Here is a 15,806-nt window from a genome sequence, read left to right on the forward strand (position 1 = left end):
GGCTCCTCAGAAGGGCTCGTTGCGGAAGGCGGCCGTCGCCATCAGCAGGCGCTTGCCGTTGGCGAGGTCGCCGATGGTCAGACCGAAGGTCGGCATCAGCACCGGCCATTCGTAGACGGCCCGGACCACGACGATGTCGCCCCCGGCGCCCTGGCTGTAAGTCATGCCGGAATAGTTGACGGTGCCCGAGGAGACCGGCTTGGAGGTGCTGGCGCCGCCGAAGCTCGTATAGGTCCTGACGTCGACGGCGATCCCGGCGCAGTTCATCAGCGCGTTGGTCTTCTTGCAGATCTCGTTCTTGAAGGCGGTCTGGTCGAAGTTCTGGCTCTGCGCCTGGCCGGTCATGATGAGGCGCGAGGCGCTGGAGGTCGCGGTCTCCAGCACCTGGCCGGCGAAGAAGACCATGGCCATCTCGATGATGGCGAAGAGCAGGAACAGGAAGGGACCCGCCACCAGGGCGAACTCGACCGCGGCGACGCCGTCGTCCTCGCGGCGGAAACGCCGCACGATGCGCGGCCTCGCCAGCACCGCCGCCATGAGCCGCATGCGGCCCCACCTGCGCGAGCCGGCGCGAGGAGAGCTTTCCGACCCAGCAGTCATCCCCCAGCCTCCGTCAGTCCCGGACGCCCTAGGGACGTCCCCGGAAGCATGTTCTAACGTAAACCCGTTGACGAACCCTTGCCCCGACCGCCGCGTTTTGCCGCGAAGACCTCGCGGATGCGCGGTCAGCGCGCTCCGGCAGCCGCTCCACCCGAGGCCGCCCCGTCGCGCGTGCGTGCATTGGAGAGGGCGGTCTCGAAGAAGGCCTTGGAATCGCCGAGGGCGATGGTGGGCTCGCAGACGGGCGCGCAGGAATAGGTCTCCCTGTTGACCCCACGGTACACCTGCATCACCGAGTCGTTCTGCGGGCGCACGCGGATCTGCATGGTCAGCAGCGGTTCGCCGCGCGCGTCGAGCGCGATGAGATTGGTCGAGCCGACGCTCTTGCCCGTCAGCACCATCAGGCCGCCGCGCTGCACCGAGGCGTCGGCGATGAGCGGGTTGCCGATCACCAGCGTGGCGACATGGGCGGGAAGGCGCATGACGCGCGCCTGGTCGATGGTCACGGTCATGCCCTGGGCGATGGCACCGGCCAGATCCGGGCTGGGCGCACCGGCGAGCGGCGTCTCGGTGGCGCGGGCGGTCTGGAGGGGCAGGAGCACGGCCAGGACGCCGACGGCCAGCGTCCCGGCCCGCAGGCGGCTTCCGGTCGTGAGGGCGGGCCTGATCGTCGATGTCATCGAAACTCTCGTCGGCAAGACGGGCTGTCTACGGCGGCCAGACAACCAGAAAATGGTGAATGAATTGCCAATGCGTCGGCCCGGCAGCGCGAGACCTCGCGGAGCGGCGGGACACCCACCCGCACCGGTACGGAGCAGCCGGAGAGGTGGCGCGCTGCAATTATACCGTCGTGACGTGATCTCTGTCGGCCAGGCCAGCGCTGTGTCGCGCAGTTCAAATGGCTGAAGCGACTACCAAAATCAAGGATTGAGATGCAAAAAATGAGTATCAATTCACAAGTGTCACCAACAATATTAGTAGAGAAACAGTCTTTAACGGAAAGAAACCAGAGATTACATGCTGTATGACATTTTATATGACCGATAAATCCCATCTTAACTACGATAGATACGCGGAAAAAACCCGGAATTCCAAGATATCACTTTAACGATAGGGAAAGAGCTGCTTGCTAGTGTCGAGCGAGTTCGAACGGGTCCTCGTCAACACGGCCCGCGGACGGCGCCTTGCGAAAGGCGCATCGTGGACATCAAGGAGTCAGCCATGAAGAACCTCTTCGCCCGTTTCGCCCAGGACACTTCGGGCGCCACCGCCATCGAGTACGGCCTGATCGCCGCCGGCATCGCCGCCGTCGTCATCACCGCCGTCTACAGCCTCGGCAGCAAGGTCAACGACACCTTCGTCAAGATCAACGGCGAGCTGAAGTGATCACCATCCGGGCGTCCCAGCCGGCTGGCGGGACCTCCGGAGCCAATGCGAGAACGGCCAGGCGCTGCGGTGCCTGGCCGTTTTGCGTTTCTGCAGGCCTCGGGCCGGCATTTCCGGCGCGAATTGTCTACACCCCGGCCAGCGCACCGCCGCAGCGGAGACGAGGCCCTGGGGCACGCGGCTATTGTCGGGGTCTGAGGGCGGGCTCAACGGCTTTGAACAGCAGATCTACTTGTCTCGCCGGGAGAAAGACCCAACGTAAAGATCTCGGGCATTTGAGAAATGCATGTATATCTCTTGTATGGCGAAATATAAACACAAAAATTAACGCGATGAAACCATATTGTGCGCAATAAATTACGCATTAACCACGATGTCGATCGCTCTTGAGGGGCTGAATTCATGAGGTCGATTTAACGAAGGCGCAAGGCGTGGCTGCTACGGTGGCCGCAGTTCGAACGGGTCACAAAAAACCGACGGACAGCGCGTCACAGCGCAACGTGGACACTAGGAGTCAGCCATGAAGAACCTCTTCGCTCGTTTCGCCCAGGACAATTCGGGCGCCACCGCCATCGAGTACGGCCTGATCGCCGCCGGCATCGCCGCCGTCGTGATCACCGCCGTCTACAACCTCGGCAGCAAGGTCAACACCACCTTCACCAACATCAACACCGCGATGAAGTGATCGCGGGCCTCGCCCCAAAATTCGATGGCCCGCCACCGGCGGGCCATTGACCTCTTCAGGGTCCAGGCGATGAACGTGATCCCGGCCATATCCCGCCCTCGGCCCGCCGCCGCGTCGGCGGCGCTCGATGCGGGCGCGATTGCGGCGATGCGCAGCGCGCGCGACCGCGACCTGCGTCTCGTCGTCCTGGTTCTGGCCGCGGCCCTGGTGACCGGCCTGTCCGTGCTGGTTCATTCACTGTCCTGAAACCGGCGCCCGGCAAGCTTCGGATGCCGACGTCTGCGAGGGCCCTATGTTCGAGTTCGCGATCCTTCTGATCTTCCCGGCGATGATGGCCTTTGCCGCCGCCAGCGACCTCTTCACCATGACCATCTCGAACCGCGTGTCGCTGGTCCTCGTCGCCGGCTTCCTTGTCCTCGCCCTTCTCACCGGCATGAGCTGGCAGGTGATCGGCCTGCATCTGGCCGCCGGTTTCCTCGTCCTCGCCGTCGGCTTCGTCTGCTTCGCCCTCGGCTGGATGGGGGGCGGCGACGCCAAGCTCGCGGCCTCCACCGCCCTCTGGCTCGGCTGGACCCAGCTCCTCGACTACGCGGTCTATGCCTCCCTCTTCGGCGGCCTCCTCACCCTCGCTCTCCTCGCCCTGCGCGGTGTGCCGTTCCACCCTCCCTTCCTGCTCCGGGAGGGTTGGTATGCGCGGATGACCGACGCGAAGACCGGCATCCCCTATGGCATCGCCCTCGCGGCCGCGGGCCTCGTGCTCTACCCCCAGAGTTTCTGGATGACGGGCGCCCTGCATTGAGCGCCGGCGTGCCGCCGCGCGCTCACGATCCGTTAAGTCAATTTGCTCACCGGCGATTAACCATAAGTTGACCTTTCCCTGATGGAATCCGCATCGAGCCAAGGCGGGTTGCGCCTTGTCGCGTCGAGGGTTCGTGGGATGCGTTTGAAGCCTGCACAGATCGTGGTCATTGCCGTGGCGCTCGGTGCGGGTGGCCTCGCCGCCATGATGATGGGAAACCGCCGTCCCGCCGACCCGCCGCCCCAGCAGGTGGCCGCCCCCGCACAGCAGATTCCGACGGTCGAGGTCCTGGTGGCCAATGTCGACCTGCCGCTCGGCAAGATCATCCTGCCCAACGACGTCACCTGGCGCCGCTGGCCCGAAGAGGCCGGCACCGGCAGTTTCGTCGTCCGGCGCAACGGCGACACCGGTGCCGCCGCCATGGACGAGGTGGTCGGCTCCATCGTCCGCACCACCTTCGTCCCCGGCGAGCCCATCCGCCCGAACCGGCTGGTGAAGGGCAACCGCGGCTTCATGTCCGCCATCCTCACCCCCGGTATGCGCGCCATCGCCGCGCCGATCGACGATCCCTCGCGCGGCGCCGGCGCCTTCATCCTGCCCAACGACCGGGTCGACGTCATCCTCGCCCGCCGCAACACCGGTCCCGCCGCCGCGGCCGAGGGCATGACCCATTCCACCGCCACGGTCCTGCGCAACGTGCGCGTCCTCGCCGTCGACCAGACGGTCGAGGAGCGCGGCGGCGAGAAGACCATCGTCGGCCGCACCGCCACCCTCGAGCTCACCCCGGCGCAGGCCGAGACCCTCGCTCTCGCCCGCGAGCTGGGGACGCTCTCCCTGTCGCTGCGCAGCCTCGCCGACTCCGCCGTCTCCAACCTCGCGGGCGAGGGCGCCGGCACGGGCGACGCCCTGTTCGGCGCCGGCGAGGGCCGCATCTCCATCGTCCGCCACGGCGTGCGGTCCGTCGTCGGCGGTCAGGCGGCGGAATGACCATGCGGCGCCAGATCATTCCCGTTCCGAAAGAGGCCACCATGTTCGCCCGGATGCGCTGCTCCATCACGGCCGGCCGCCGCTTCGGCCTCGTCCTGGCCTCGCTGGCGGCCGTCGCCCTGGCGGCCGCGCCCGCCATGGCCCAGCACAGCCAGGTGCCGCGCCAGCAGCGCGTGGCGACGGGGAGCAACACCATCACGCTCGGCGTCGGCAAGTCGCTGCCCGTCGAACTGCCGCGCGACGCCCGCGACGTCATCGTCGCCAATCCGGCCATCGCCAATGCCGTGGTCCGCTCGGCCCGGCGCGCCTTCCTCATCGGCGTCGCCGTGGGCCAGACCAACGTCTTCTTCCTGGACGCCGAGGGCCGGCAGATCGCCTCCTACGACATCGAGGTGGGCCGCGACCTGGTCGGCCTGCGCCAGACCCTGCGCGCCGCCCTGCCTCACGCCGGCATCGACGTGCGCTCGGTCGCCGATGCGGTCGTGGTCTCCGGACAAGTCCTGACGCCGCTGGAGGCCCAGCAGGCCATCGACATTGCCACGAAGCTCGTCGGCGACGAGAAGAAGGTGGTCAACGCCATCGCCATCCGCGGCCGCGATCAGGTCCACCTGAAGGTGACCGTGTCGGAGGTCCAGCGGAGCGCCATCAAGCAGCTCGGCGTCAACCTCTCGGCCTTCGACCCGACCTCGACACTCACCGGCACGACCGGCAATCTCGGCAATGCCGGGGGCTTCGTCTACGGCCTCCTCACCGCCAGCAGCTACAACGCCAACGGCACGTCCCCGTCCAACGCCGCGGTCATCGGCACGCGGGTCGGCAACAACGTCTTCACCAGCACCATCCAGGCCTTCGAGGAGCACGGCCTCGTGCGGACCCTCGCCGAGCCCACCCTCACCGCCATTTCCGGCGAGCAGGCGAAGTTCCTCGCCGGCGGCGAGTTCCCGGTGCCCACCGGCCGCGATCTTTCCGGCAACACCACCATCGAGTTCAAGCCCTTCGGTATCGGCCTCGCCTTCACGCCGGTCGTGCTTTCGGAAGGCCGCATCAGCCTGCGCGTCGGCGTCGAGGTCAGCGAGATCGACAACCAGCTGACCGTGCAGCTTTCCAACGTGACGGTCCGCGGTCTGCGCACCCGCCGGGCCGACACGACCATCGAACTGCCCTCGGGCGGCACCATGGTCATGGCCGGCCTGCTGCAGGAGCAGACGCGCCAGAACATCTCGGGCACGCCCGGCCTGCTGAACGTCCCGGTCCTCGGCGCGCTCTTCCGATCGCGCGACTACCAGCGCGGCCAGACCGAGCTCGTGGTCATGGTGACGCCCTACATCGTGCGGCCGACCTCGGCCAACCAGCTCGCCCGGCCCGACGACAATCTCCAGGACGCCTCCGACCCGGCCGGCATCCTGATCGGCCGCCTGAACCGCATCTACGGCTCCGGCCAGCCGCCGGCCGCCGGCGGGCGCTTCAACGGCCCGGTGGGGTTCATCCGTGACTGACCGCGCGCACATTCAGAGGGGTAGCATCATGTCGTTCGGCACCACTGCGAAGCTGGCCCTGGCGGGCCTCGCTCTCGCACTCGGCGGCTGCAAGTCGGTCGCCACGATGCACGACCCCTATCCGCACGACTATCGCCTGCGCCACCCGATCGTGGTGGGGCCGCAGGGTGCCTACGTCGCCTCCCAGTGCGGCCAGTGGCCCGAGGACCTCGGCGTGGCCCCCGGCAATACCGGCGCCCTCAACCGCCCCCACTGGAACCACGGCTGCGCCACCCAGCACAATCTGGCGGCCATCGTGGCCAATCCCAACGACCTCCTGCATCCGCGGGCCGAGGGCCCGTCGGACGCGGCGCGCCGCCAGACCGTTCTCGGCCGCTACCGCCGCGGCGAGTCGCCCGGTCCCCACACCGTTCACACCCCCATCCAGCCGCTCACCGACATCAAGAGCGCCGTGCGGGGCGGAGGCTGAGCCCGTGGCAGAGGACGTCATCCAGGTCGCCGACGGCGGCGAGCAGATCGCCCCGGTTCCCCGCATCTCGCTGCAGGCCTTCTGCGAGACGCCGGAACTGGCCTCCGTCATCGCCGACGCGGCGGAGGACCGCCGCATGGACAAGGCCCATGTGCGCGTCCAGATGGGCGGCGCTCCCGGCGCCGTCGAGGCCTATCGCTCGGCCCCGACACCCAACGTCGTCATTCTCGAGACCGTCGGCCGCAAGGGCGAGATCCTCGGCCACCTCGACGAGCTCGCTGAGGTCTGCGACGCCACCACCAAGGTCATTGTCATCGGCCAGGTGAACGACATCGTCCTCTACCGCGAGCTGATGGCCCGCGGCGTCAGCGAATATCTGATCGGCGCGCCGGACGTGCTCGACATCATCCGCGCGGTCTCCGGCCTCTATGCCAGCGACGGCGCCAAGCCCGTCGGCCGCACCCTCGCCGTCATCGGCGCCAAGGGCGGCGTCGGCGCCTCCACCATCGCGCACAACCTCGCCTGGGCCATTTCGCGCGACATCGGCGTCGACACCTGCATCGCCGACATGGACCTCGCCTTCGGCACCGGCGGCCTCGACTTCAACCAGGACCCGCCGCAGGGCATCGCCGACGCGGTCTTCTCGCCCGACCGTGTCGACACCGCCTTCATCGACCGCCTGCTGTCGCGCTGCTCGGACAAGCTGTCCCTGCTCGCCGCCCCGGCGACGCTGGAGCGGGTCAGCGACCTCGGCCCCGAGGCCTTCGACCCGCTCTTCGACATCCTCAAGGCGACGGTCCCCTCCATCGTGATGGACCTTCCCCACGCATGGACCGGCTGGACGCGGCGTTGCCTCATCACCGCCGACGACATCCTCGTCGTCGCAGCGCCGGACCTCGCCAACCTGCGCAACGCCAAGAACCTGATGGACCTCCTGCGCGCCTCCCGGCCCAACGACACGCCGCCGCGCTACGTCCTCAACCAGACCGGGCTCGCCAAGCGCCCGGAGATCAAGCCGACGGACTTCGCCAAGGCCCTCGAGGCCGAACCGATCGCCGTCATACCCTTCGAACCGCAGCTCTTCGGCACGGCCGCCAACAACGGCCAGATGATCGCCGAGATGGAGCCCGGTCACCGGGTCGCCCAGCAGTTCACCGATCTCGCCCTGGCGCTGACCGGCCGTCACGACACGCGGCGGGCGCGGCCTGGGCTCCTCGGCCCTCTCTCCCCCCTTCTCGAGAAGCTCACCCAGCTCCGCAAGAAGGCCTGAGGGCCGATCGCAATCATCTGAGGCAGCATGTTCGGCAAGCGCGGCAATTCCGGATCTGGCATCGGGCGGCAACCCCCTTCGGGGGGCGGCACGCTCGAACGCAGCCCGCCGCCGGCGGCGGCCCGCGCGCCCGAGCCGGCCCGCACCCCCACCATGCCGTCGCCGCCGATCGCCCCGGCCGCCTCGCTGCCGCCCGTCGAGGACCGCCAGCGCTCGTCCTCCTTCTACGAGACCAAGAGCCAGGTCTTCGGCGCCCTCATCGAGGCCATCGACCTCTCCCAGCTCGCCAAGCTCGACGCCCAGTCGGCGCGCGAGGAAATCCGCGACATCGTCAACGAGATCATCACGATCAAGAACATCGTGATGTCGATCGCCGAGCAGGAGGACCTGCTCGAGGACATCTGCAACGACGTTCTCGGCTACGGGCCTCTGGAGCCGCTGCTCGCCCGCGACGACATCGCCGACATCATGGTGAACGGCCCGAACACGGTCTACATCGAGGTCTCCGGCAAGATCTCGAAGACCGGCGTGCGCTTCCGCGACGGCGCGCAGCTGATGAACATCTGCCAGCGCATCGTCAGCCAGGTCGGCCGCCGCGTCGACGAATCCTCGCCGATCTGCGACGCCCGCCTGCCCGACGGCTCGCGCGTCAACGTCATCGCCCCGCCGCTGGCCATCGACGGCGCCGCCCTCACCATCCGTAAGTTCAAGAAGGACAAGCTGACCCTCGAGCAGCTCGTCAAATACGGCTCGATCTCGCCGGAGGGCGCCGAGATCCTCAAGATCATCGGCCGCGTGCGCTGCAACGTCGTGGTCTCCGGCGGCACCGGCTCCGGCAAGACGACGCTCCTGAACTGCCTCACCCGCTACATCGATTCGGACGAGCGCATCATCACCTGCGAGGACGCGGCCGAGCTGCAGTTGCAGCAGCCCCACGTCGTGCGCCTCGAAACGCGCCCGCCCAACCTCGAGGGCGAGGGGCGCGTCACCATGACCGACCTGGTCAAGAACTGCCTGCGTATGCGTCCCGAGCGGATCATCGTAGGCGAGGTCCGCGGTCCCGAGGTCTTCGACCTCCTGCAGGCGATGAACACCGGCCACGACGGCTCGATGGGAACGATCCACGCCAACTCGCCGCGCGAGTGCCTGTCGCGCATGGAATCGATGATCGCCATGGGCGGCTATTCGCTGCCCGCCAAGACCGTGCGCGAGATCATCGTCGGCTCGGTCGACGTCATCGTCCAGGCGGCCCGCCTGCGCGACGGCTCGCGCCGCATCACCCACGTCACCGAAGTGCTGGGCCTGGAGGGCGATACGCCGATCACCCAGGACCTCTTCGTCTACGAGATGCTCGGCGAGGACGAGCACGGCAAGATCGTGGGTCGCCACCGCTCGACCGGCATCGGCCGGCCGAAATTCTGGGACCGCGCCCGCTATTACGGCGAGGACAAGCGCCTGGCCGCCGCCCTGGATGCGGCGGAGGTCGGCGAGCCGATGAGGTGAGCCCATGCCTGAGATCGACACACTCGCCATCATCGGCCTCGCCGTTCTCTGTGCCGGCGGGCTGGCCTATGCGCTGATCTATCCCCTGCTCTCGGGCGAGGTGAAGGCCGACCAGCGCCGCGAGGCGGTGGCCCAGGTCGCCGCCCGTCCGACGCGCGCCAAGGCCGAGGACACCTCCGCCAAGCGCCTCAGCGTCGAGGACACGCTGAAGGAGATCGAGCGCAAGCAGCAGAAGTCGTCCAAGCCGCCGCTGCAGGTCCGCATCGCCCAGGCCGGCCTGTCCTGGACGGCGAAGCAGTTCTACATCATCTCCGGCGTGCTCGCCCTCGGCGGGGCGCTGGTGACCCTCGTCATGGGCATGCCGCCGCTGGCCGTCCTCGCCGCCGCCATCGTCTTCGGCCTCGGCCTGCCGCAATGGATCCTCAACCACCTGAAGAAGCGCCGCATGCTGGCCTTCCTGAACGAGCTCGCCAATGCGGTGGACGTCATCGTGCGCGGCGTGAAGGCAGGCCTGCCGCTGGGAGACTGCATCCGCATCGTCGCCACGGAATCGCAGGAGCCGGTGCGCAGCGAGTTCCGGCACATCATCGAGCAGACCGCCCTCGGCATTCCGCTGCACGAGGCGGTGATGAAGCTCTACGACCGCATGCCGGTGCCGGAGGCCAACTTCTTCTGCATCGTTGTCTCGATCCAGCAGAAGGCCGGCGGCAACCTCTCCGAAACCCTCGGCAACCTCTCCAAGGTGCTGCGCGACCGCAAGAAGATGAAGTCGAAGATCGTTGCGCTCTCCCAGGAGGCCAAGTCATCGGCCGCCATCATCGCCTGCCTTCCGCCGGCGGTGATGTTCTTCGTCTACCTGTCGACCCCGCAATACATTTCGCTGCTGTGGACCACGGACATGGGGCGGTTGCTGCTGGCCGTCTGCCTGTTCTGGATGTTCACCGGCGTGATGGTCATGCGCAAGATGATCAATTTCGACTTCTGATGGAGCGACGGACACCATGCTGAAGCTCGTCATCGAGAAGATGCACGACCGGGATTTCGTGATCCAGCTGCTGATCGCCATCGCGGTCTGCGCCACGGTCCTCACCTTCGCCATGCCGCTCCTGGCCGGCGACAATCTCGGCCGCCGCATGAAGGCCGTCTCGGTGGAGCGCAACCGGATCCGCGAGCGGGAGAGGGCGCGGCTGGCCAGCGGCGAGCGCATCGCCGTGCGCCGCACGCCCAAGGCCTGGGTGAAGTACATCGTCGACGGGCTGCAACTCGGCAAGCACCTGGCGCAGGAGGAAGCGCGGGACAAGCTCGTCCAGGCCGGCTATCGCGGCCAGGCCCCCTACGTGGTCTTCCTCCTGTTCCGCCTCATCGTGCCGATCGTCACAGTGCTGGCGGCGCTGGTCTATCTCTTCGCCATCAACGATCTCGGCCAGCCGGCCATCGTGCGGGTGCTGCTGTCGCTCTTCGCCGCCTATATCGGCCTGCAACTGCCGATGCTGTATCTGAAGAACAAGATCGAACACCGCAAGACGTCGATCCGCCGCGCCTTTCCCGATTCCCTCGATCTGCTGCTCATCTGCGTGGAGAGCGGCATGTCCATCGAGATGGCCTTCAAGCGGGTCAGCCTCGAGGTCGGCACGCAGTCGATCGCGCTCGCCGAGGAACTGACCCTGACGACCGCCGAGCTGAGCTATCTCCAGGACCGCCGCATGGCGTATGAGAACCTCGCCAAGCGCACCGATCTGGACGGAGTCAGGGCGGTCACCATGGCGCTCATCCAGGCCGAGCGTTACGGCACCCCGCTCGCCAACACCCTGCGCGTCATGGCCCAGGAAAACCGCGACATGCGCATGTCGGAAGCGGAAAAGAAGGCGGCGTCCCTGCCGCCGAAGCTCACCGTGCCGATGATCGTCTTCTTCCTGCCCTGCCTCTTCGTCGTCATCATGGGGCCGGCGGCGATCCGCCTCACCGGCGCCCAGTGAGCCGTCAGATCCTGTCGGCGGCGATCGGCATCGTGTCGATGGGCGCCACTTCGTCCGCCTCGGCCGTGTGCGGGCCCGGCGTACCCGGCTCGACGGTGGCCTCCTGCAGCCGGCGGTAGAGATCGCGCGTCCCGCGCACCGGCCACCAGTCGTAGAACAGGATCTGCGCCGGGCGCCAGTTCGCCACCCAGCCGAAGACCGAGATGCCGTCGCGCACCCCCTCGCGCCAGCCGTCGGGCAGGGACGAGTTGTCGACGACGCGTGACAGGGCGGTGCAGAAGGCGAGCACGCACAGGCCGATGCCGAGCGAGATCACGCCGGTGCGGATCATCTGGCGCAGGTTCTGGTGCTCGCTGGCGGCCAGGCGCGTGAAGTGGACCCGCACCACGTCCTGGAGCTTGGCCGCGTCCCGTGCCGTGGCCGGCTTGCCGCGGATGCTGAGCGCGATGACGAAGCGGTTCCGGGGCGGCGCGTACCAGGCCTGGGAGGCGATGTACTGGGCGGCGGTGGTGTTGAGGCTGAAGTCGTGGAACGGCGAGGGATCGAAGGTGGAGAACAGCTGCTCGACGTCGCGGACGTCGAGCGCGATGCGGGTCTTGTCGCTCATTGAGATCCCCCTCGGACCGGCCGTGCGCGCAGGATGCGGCCGCGGCTTGCCGGCGTCGAGAGCGATCAGGCCTTCGCCAGCCGCTCTCGCCTCATCAGCAGCCACCCAACGATGGCGAGGTTCACGAGGTTCCACAGGATTCCGTTGACGAAGGCGGCCTGGTAGGAGCGGGTGATGTCGTAGATGACGCCGGAGATCCATCCGCCGAAGGCCATGCCAAGCAGCGTCGCCATCAGCGCGATGCCGACGCGCGTGCCGGCCTCGCCGGGCGCGAAATATTCCCGCACGATGATCGCGTAGCTCGGCACGATGCCGCCCTGGAACAGGCCGAACAGGATGGAGAAGACGTAGAGCGGCGTCAGCGCGTCCGACGTGAGGAAGAGGACGAGGGCGAGGCCCTGCAGGGTCGAGCCGAGCAGCAGGGTGGCGAGCCCGCCGATGCGGTCGGCGACGAAGCCCGAGGCGACGCGGCTGATGATGCCGAAGGCCAGCATCAGCGACAGCATTTCCGAACCCCGCGCCACGCCGTAGCCGAGGTCGGCGCAATAGGCGACGATGTGGACCTGCGGCATGGACATGGCGACGCAGCAGGCGATGCCGGCGATGGCGAGCAGCACCGTCAGCATGTTCGGCGAGAGGCCGAGAGCGGCCGGGCTGGCGGAGCGGGCGAGGGTGGTGCCCCCGACCTCGGCCACCGGCGGCCGGCGGCGCAGCAGCAGGGCGAGCGGCACCATCAGCACCACCACGGCGCCGGCGATGACGAGATGCGTCGCCCGCCAGCCGAGGCTGTCGAGGCTGAACCTGACGATCTGAGGCCAGATCGCTCCGGCGAGGTAGTTGCCCGAGGCGGCGATGGCCACCGCGATGCCGCGCCGCCGGTCGAACCAGAAGGAGACATGGGCGAGGAGGGGGCCGAACACCGCCGCCGATCCGAGGCCGATGAGCAGGCCGTGCGCCAGGGCGAAGACGAGGATCGAGGGCGCGGCCGCCGCCAGGGCATAGCCGATCCCGAGCAACAGGCTGCCGCCGATCACCGGCGCCATGATGCCGAAACGGTCCGACAGCCGGCCCATCAGCACGCCGCCGCCGGCGAAGCCCAGCATGGCGAGCGTGTAGGGCAGGGCGGCCTCGCCCCGGCCGATGCCGAAATCGGCCTGCACCGCCGGCATCACCACCACGACGGACCACATGCCGACGCCGCCGATGGTGCCCAGCGCCAGCGCCACCGCGAGGCGGAGCCAGGCGGCGCGGCCGTCGATGTCGGACGCGGGGGAATGGTAACGGTCGGGGGACATCTGCTGCACGGGAGGCCTGCCTGCCGAAGGGAGCGTGAGGCTAGCACCGCCGATCTGCACAAAACAGCGGCAGCGACGCGCAGCTTCTGTGCAGCGCCGCCGGTGCCTCAGCCCTCGCGCCGGCCGCCGGCGGCGCCCGCCAGAGCGACGCCGATCCAGGCGGCGATCATCACCATGCCGCCGGTGGGAGCCGCCATCGGGAAGACCGGAATGCCGGCGAAGCTGCGCAGGGCGAGGTCGCCGCTGAACAGGGCCGTACCGACGACGAGGCCCCAGGCGGCGATGCGCGCCGGCAGGTCGGCGAGAAGTCCCGCCTTCCTTCCGATCGCGACCGCGATCACGGCGGGCGCATGCAGCGACAGCATGGTCGCGGCGACGGAGAGGCTGGTTCCCGCATAGGCATGGCTGGCCATCGCCGCGAAGGCGACGCCCGTAGCGCCCATCAGGCCGGCGGCGAGGAGAAGGAGGCGTGTGGCTGTCATGACGAGCGGCTGTGGCAGCCTCGGCCGCCGCCGTCAATGGCTGCCGCTCAGCCGATCGCCACGGGCACGGAGACCGGCTCGGTCGGCGGCCGGCGTCCGGCGACGCGCTTGACCCCTGCACCGCGCAGCAGAGCCAGTTCCGCGTCGATCTCCTTGTCGGTCAGCATGCGGTAGCGGCGCAGCAGCCCGCGCGGATCGGGCGCCGCCCGGCGCCAGCGGCGGCAGAAGGAGCCGACGAGGGAGACGAAGACGTTCTCGTCGAGGGCCACGGCGCGGGCCATGGCCTCGAACGGCTCGACGCGCCCGCGCGCCAGCGCGGTGATCAGCGCCTCCCGCTCGATGCCGAGCGCCGTGCCGAGGATCTCCAGGGCGGGGATGACCTGGTCGGTGGCCGCCAGCAGCGTCAGCGCCTCGGCCAGCGACTTGGTGCCGTCCCGGAGGTCGCGGCGCACGTCGGCGGCGCTTTCGGTCACGTCCTTGAGCAGGCGGATGCGCCGCACCTTGGCGAGCACCGCCTCGGATGCGAGCTTCTGGGCCTCCTGCACCGCGTCGCGGTCGAGCCGTTCGAACAGGCAGGCCTTGAGATTGTCGGGCACGACCAGGGCGAGCCGCAGCGCCTCCTCGGGTCCCAGTTCCGGCCGGTTGCACAATTGCTGCTGGAGCTGCGGGTCGTGCGAGGCGCGCGTCACCATGCGCGACATGGCCTTCGGCGACAGCGTCACGAAGCGGTTGTCGGCGAGGGTGCGCACCGTGCGCGCGTCGCCCACCTCGGCCAGGGCCTCGGCGGCTTCCCCGCTCAGGTCCTCGCGGTCCGCCATGATGCGGGTGTCGACGTAGCGGCGCTGCTTGCCGAGGTTGAGGATGGTCGACGGCTCGGGCGTGGCATGGCCGAGCGAGATCTCCGCCACCAGTTCCTCGTCCTTGTCGATGGCGGCGAAGGTGCGCGGCAGGTCGAGGTCGAGGGCGCCGAAGGCCCGGGCGAAATGGACGCGCCGGTCGATCGGCATGGGCGGCAGCAGGTGGGCGACGATCCGGTCGAGCCGCTCCTGCGCCTTGGGCGAGGGGCGCGGCCTGTCCGGGCCGAACTGGCCGAGAATGCCCGTCACCAGGGCCTGCTGCGCCGCCGGCGGCAATTGCTCCACCGCGGCGAGGACCTGTTCGACGGGATTTTCGAGCGATGGAAGCATGGGGGCTCGCGTTCCGGCGTGAGGGCTACGAGCATGCCTGCACTTCGATAACGCGGCGTAAATGTTAAGTGCCCGGATACCAATTCTGTTTCCCGGCGGAAATATTAAACCAGATGGTTGACAATCGCATCGCGCCGGTCGATATTCAACCTCATGGTTGAACATCAGGCCCATACCCTCGACGCCGTCTTCCGCGCCCTCGGCGACGCCACGCGCCGCAGCATGCTCCGCACCCTGGCGGAGGGCGAGACCACGGTCGGCCGGCTGGCCGCGCCCTTCGCCATGTCGCTGGCGGCGGCCTCCAAACACGTCAGGGCGCTGGAGGAGGCGGGCCTCGTCGCCCGCGAGGTGCGCGGCCGCACCCACTGGTGCCGCCTCGCCCCCGGCCCTCTCGCCGGCGCCCATGAATGGCTGAGCTTCTACGAGCGGTTCTGGACCGGCCGCCTCGACGTCCTGGAGCGCCTCCTGCGGGAGGACGACGCCAGCAACAGGTCAAAGCCCCCGACAGGAGACAAGACATGACGGACCTCGCGACCCGCAGTTCCTATGGAGTGCTCACCGAGCCCGCGACCCTCACCATCCGCCGGCTCCTGCCGGGCCCGGCGGAGCGCATCTGGTCCTACCTCGTCGACGGCGAACTCCGGCGCAAATGGCTGGCCGCCGGGATGTTGGAACCGCAGGCGGGGGCGGCCTTCGAATTCGTCTGGCGCAACGGCGAACTCGACGACCCACCGGGCCGGCGTCCCGAGGGCTTGCCGGAAGAGCATCGCATGGCGGGCCGCGTCCTGGAGATCGATCCGCCGCGCCGCCTCGTCATCACCTGGGGCACGGAGGGCGGCTCGGTCGCCTTCGACCTGTCGCCCCAGGGCGACCAGGTGCTGCTCACCGTCACCCACCGGCGCCTCGTCGACCGCAATTCCATGCTCAACGTCTCGGCCGGCTGGCACATGCATCTCGACGTTATGGTCAGCCTGTTGACCGGAGAGCCGCGCGAGACCTTCTGGTCCGGATGGCAGCGCCTCAAGGGCGAATATGCCGAGCGCCTTCCCGCATGAACCCCGCCG

General features: G+C 68.4%; 19 protein-coding genes. 13 read left to right on the plus strand and 6 right to left on the minus strand.

Annotated features, from left to right (window positions below):
* Nucleotides 1-6 precede the first annotated feature (6 nt).
* Both C6569_RS19385 and C6569_RS19390 read right to left on the minus strand, forming a co-directional pair.
* The gene (locus C6569_RS19385) at nt 7-546 is read right to left on the minus strand and encodes a TadE/TadG family type IV pilus assembly protein (protein ID WP_245898160.1); all 540 of its coding nucleotides are present in this window, start codon (nt 544-546) and stop codon (nt 7-9) included.
* A 179-nt stretch (nt 547-725) separates the two neighbouring features.
* Nucleotides 726-1,280 carry a pilus assembly protein N-terminal domain-containing protein gene (locus tag C6569_RS19390; RefSeq protein ID WP_245898161.1) on the minus strand — a complete coding sequence of 185 codons (555 nt, stop codon included), beginning with the start codon at nt 1,278-1,280 and terminating at the stop codon, nt 726-728.
* Nucleotides 1,281-1,821: 541 nt separating this feature from the next.
* Between C6569_RS19390 and C6569_RS19395 the strand changes: the two genes are divergently transcribed.
* From C6569_RS19395 to C6569_RS19445, 11 genes are all read left to right on the plus strand, one after another.
* A complete protein-coding gene (locus C6569_RS19395; protein WP_106750413.1) occupies nt 1,822-1,986 on the plus strand; it encodes a Flp family type IVb pilin in 165 nt (54 codons plus the stop codon).
* 520 nt (nt 1,987-2,506) lie between these two features.
* A complete protein-coding gene (locus tag C6569_RS19400; protein WP_106750414.1) occupies nt 2,507-2,671 on the plus strand; it encodes a Flp family type IVb pilin in 165 nt (54 codons plus the stop codon).
* Between the two features lie 69 nt (nt 2,672-2,740).
* Entirely contained in the window at nt 2,741-2,917 is a 177-nt protein-coding gene (locus C6569_RS22035; protein ID WP_181313818.1) for a hypothetical protein, read from the plus strand.
* 46 nt (nt 2,918-2,963) lie between these two features.
* Nucleotides 2,964-3,470, plus strand: a complete 507-nt coding sequence (locus C6569_RS19410; RefSeq protein WP_106750416.1) for an A24 family peptidase — start codon at nt 2,964-2,966, stop codon at nt 3,468-3,470.
* Nucleotides 3,471-3,608: 138 nt separating this feature from the next.
* Nucleotides 3,609-4,457, plus strand: coding sequence for a Flp pilus assembly protein CpaB (gene cpaB / locus C6569_RS19415; RefSeq protein ID WP_245898162.1), 849 nt, complete (start codon nt 3,609-3,611; stop codon nt 4,455-4,457).
* Nucleotides 4,458-4,459: 2 nt separating this feature from the next.
* Nucleotides 4,460-5,953: a type II and III secretion system protein family protein gene (locus C6569_RS19420; RefSeq protein WP_181313819.1), complete on the plus strand. Its 1,494-nt coding sequence runs from the start codon at nt 4,460-4,462 to the stop codon at nt 5,951-5,953.
* A gap of 28 nt (nt 5,954-5,981) precedes the next feature.
* Complete coding sequence (locus C6569_RS19425) at nt 5,982-6,422, plus strand: CpaD family pilus assembly lipoprotein (RefSeq protein ID WP_106750418.1); 441 nt, start codon at nt 5,982-5,984, stop codon at nt 6,420-6,422.
* Nucleotides 6,423-6,426: 4 nt separating this feature from the next.
* Nucleotides 6,427-7,692 carry a CpaE/TadZ family protein gene (locus C6569_RS19430; protein ID WP_106750419.1) on the plus strand — a complete coding sequence of 422 codons (1,266 nt, stop codon included), beginning with the start codon at nt 6,427-6,429 and terminating at the stop codon, nt 7,690-7,692.
* A 27-nt stretch (nt 7,693-7,719) separates the two neighbouring features.
* Complete coding sequence (locus C6569_RS19435; RefSeq protein WP_106750420.1) at nt 7,720-9,195, plus strand: TadA family conjugal transfer-associated ATPase; 1,476 nt, start codon at nt 7,720-7,722, stop codon at nt 9,193-9,195.
* A gap of 4 nt (nt 9,196-9,199) precedes the next feature.
* Nucleotides 9,200-10,180 carry a type II secretion system F family protein gene (locus C6569_RS19440; protein WP_106750421.1) on the plus strand — a complete coding sequence of 327 codons (981 nt, stop codon included), beginning with the start codon at nt 9,200-9,202 and terminating at the stop codon, nt 10,178-10,180.
* 16 nt (nt 10,181-10,196) lie between these two features.
* Complete coding sequence (locus tag C6569_RS19445; RefSeq protein WP_106750422.1) at nt 10,197-11,171, plus strand: type II secretion system F family protein; 975 nt, start codon at nt 10,197-10,199, stop codon at nt 11,169-11,171.
* A gap of 4 nt (nt 11,172-11,175) precedes the next feature.
* Here C6569_RS19445 and C6569_RS19450 read toward each other — a convergent pair whose 3' ends face one another.
* From C6569_RS19450 to C6569_RS19465, 4 genes are all read right to left on the minus strand, one after another.
* A complete protein-coding gene (locus tag C6569_RS19450; RefSeq protein ID WP_106750423.1) occupies nt 11,176-11,778 on the minus strand; it encodes a hypothetical protein in 603 nt (200 codons plus the stop codon).
* 65 nt (nt 11,779-11,843) lie between these two features.
* On the minus strand, nt 11,844-13,073 hold the full coding sequence (locus C6569_RS19455) for an MFS transporter (RefSeq protein WP_106751149.1): 1,230 nt from the start codon (nt 13,071-13,073) through the stop codon (nt 11,844-11,846).
* Between the two features lie 107 nt (nt 13,074-13,180).
* Nucleotides 13,181-13,555: a DUF423 domain-containing protein gene (locus C6569_RS19460; protein ID WP_106750424.1), complete on the minus strand. Its 375-nt coding sequence runs from the start codon at nt 13,553-13,555 to the stop codon at nt 13,181-13,183.
* A gap of 47 nt (nt 13,556-13,602) precedes the next feature.
* Complete coding sequence (locus C6569_RS19465; protein WP_181313820.1) at nt 13,603-14,742, minus strand: DUF2336 domain-containing protein; 1,140 nt, start codon at nt 14,740-14,742, stop codon at nt 13,603-13,605.
* A 153-nt stretch (nt 14,743-14,895) separates the two neighbouring features.
* On the opposite strand from C6569_RS19465, the gene C6569_RS19470 reads away from it, so the two are divergent.
* The gene (locus C6569_RS19470) at nt 14,896-15,264 is read left to right on the plus strand and encodes an ArsR/SmtB family transcription factor (RefSeq protein ID WP_106751150.1); all 369 of its coding nucleotides are present in this window, start codon (nt 14,896-14,898) and stop codon (nt 15,262-15,264) included.
* Nucleotides 15,261-15,797 (plus strand): SRPBCC family protein, encoded by a 537-nt coding sequence (locus C6569_RS19475; protein WP_106750426.1) that lies wholly within the window; start codon nt 15,261-15,263, stop codon nt 15,795-15,797. Before C6569_RS19470 ends, C6569_RS19475 begins: the two co-directional genes overlap by 4 nt.
* Nucleotides 15,798-15,806: the final 9 nt, after the last annotated feature.

The sequence above is a fragment of the Phreatobacter cathodiphilus genome (genome assembly GCF_003008515.1).
Taxonomy (GTDB): Bacteria; Pseudomonadota; Alphaproteobacteria; order Rhizobiales; family Phreatobacteraceae; genus Phreatobacter; species Phreatobacter cathodiphilus.

Excerpts from the sequence above, each read along its gene's own strand:
- C6569_RS19385 (WP_245898160.1), bottom strand. The coding sequence starts at position 546 with ATGCGGCTCATGGCGGCGGTGCTGGCGAGGCCGCGCATCGTGCGGCGT.
- C6569_RS19390 (WP_245898161.1), bottom strand. The coding sequence starts at position 1,280 with ATGACATCGACGATCAGGCCCGCCCTCACGACCGGAAGCCGCCTGCGG.
- C6569_RS19395 (WP_106750413.1), top strand. The coding sequence starts at position 1,822 with ATGAAGAACCTCTTCGCCCGTTTCGCCCAGGACACTTCGGGCGCCACC.
- C6569_RS19400 (WP_106750414.1), top strand. The coding sequence starts at position 2,507 with ATGAAGAACCTCTTCGCTCGTTTCGCCCAGGACAATTCGGGCGCCACC.
- C6569_RS22035 (WP_181313818.1), top strand. The coding sequence starts at position 2,741 with ATGAACGTGATCCCGGCCATATCCCGCCCTCGGCCCGCCGCCGCGTCG.
- C6569_RS19410 (WP_106750416.1), top strand. The coding sequence starts at position 2,964 with ATGTTCGAGTTCGCGATCCTTCTGATCTTCCCGGCGATGATGGCCTTT.
- cpaB (WP_245898162.1), top strand. The coding sequence starts at position 3,609 with ATGCGTTTGAAGCCTGCACAGATCGTGGTCATTGCCGTGGCGCTCGGT.
- C6569_RS19420 (WP_181313819.1), top strand. The coding sequence starts at position 4,460 with ATGCGGCGCCAGATCATTCCCGTTCCGAAAGAGGCCACCATGTTCGCC.
- C6569_RS19425 (WP_106750418.1), top strand. The coding sequence starts at position 5,982 with ATGTCGTTCGGCACCACTGCGAAGCTGGCCCTGGCGGGCCTCGCTCTC.
- C6569_RS19435 (WP_106750420.1), top strand. The coding sequence starts at position 7,720 with ATGTTCGGCAAGCGCGGCAATTCCGGATCTGGCATCGGGCGGCAACCC.
- C6569_RS19440 (WP_106750421.1), top strand. The coding sequence starts at position 9,200 with ATGCCTGAGATCGACACACTCGCCATCATCGGCCTCGCCGTTCTCTGT.
- C6569_RS19445 (WP_106750422.1), top strand. The coding sequence starts at position 10,197 with ATGCTGAAGCTCGTCATCGAGAAGATGCACGACCGGGATTTCGTGATC.
- C6569_RS19450 (WP_106750423.1), bottom strand. The coding sequence starts at position 11,778 with ATGAGCGACAAGACCCGCATCGCGCTCGACGTCCGCGACGTCGAGCAG.
- C6569_RS19455 (WP_106751149.1), bottom strand. The coding sequence starts at position 13,073 with ATGTCCCCCGACCGTTACCATTCCCCCGCGTCCGACATCGACGGCCGC.
- C6569_RS19460 (WP_106750424.1), bottom strand. The coding sequence starts at position 13,555 with ATGACAGCCACACGCCTCCTTCTCCTCGCCGCCGGCCTGATGGGCGCT.
- C6569_RS19465 (WP_181313820.1), bottom strand. The coding sequence starts at position 14,742 with ATGCTTCCATCGCTCGAAAATCCCGTCGAACAGGTCCTCGCCGCGGTG.
- C6569_RS19470 (WP_106751150.1), top strand. The coding sequence starts at position 14,896 with ATGGTTGAACATCAGGCCCATACCCTCGACGCCGTCTTCCGCGCCCTC.
- C6569_RS19475 (WP_106750426.1), top strand. The coding sequence starts at position 15,261 with ATGACGGACCTCGCGACCCGCAGTTCCTATGGAGTGCTCACCGAGCCC.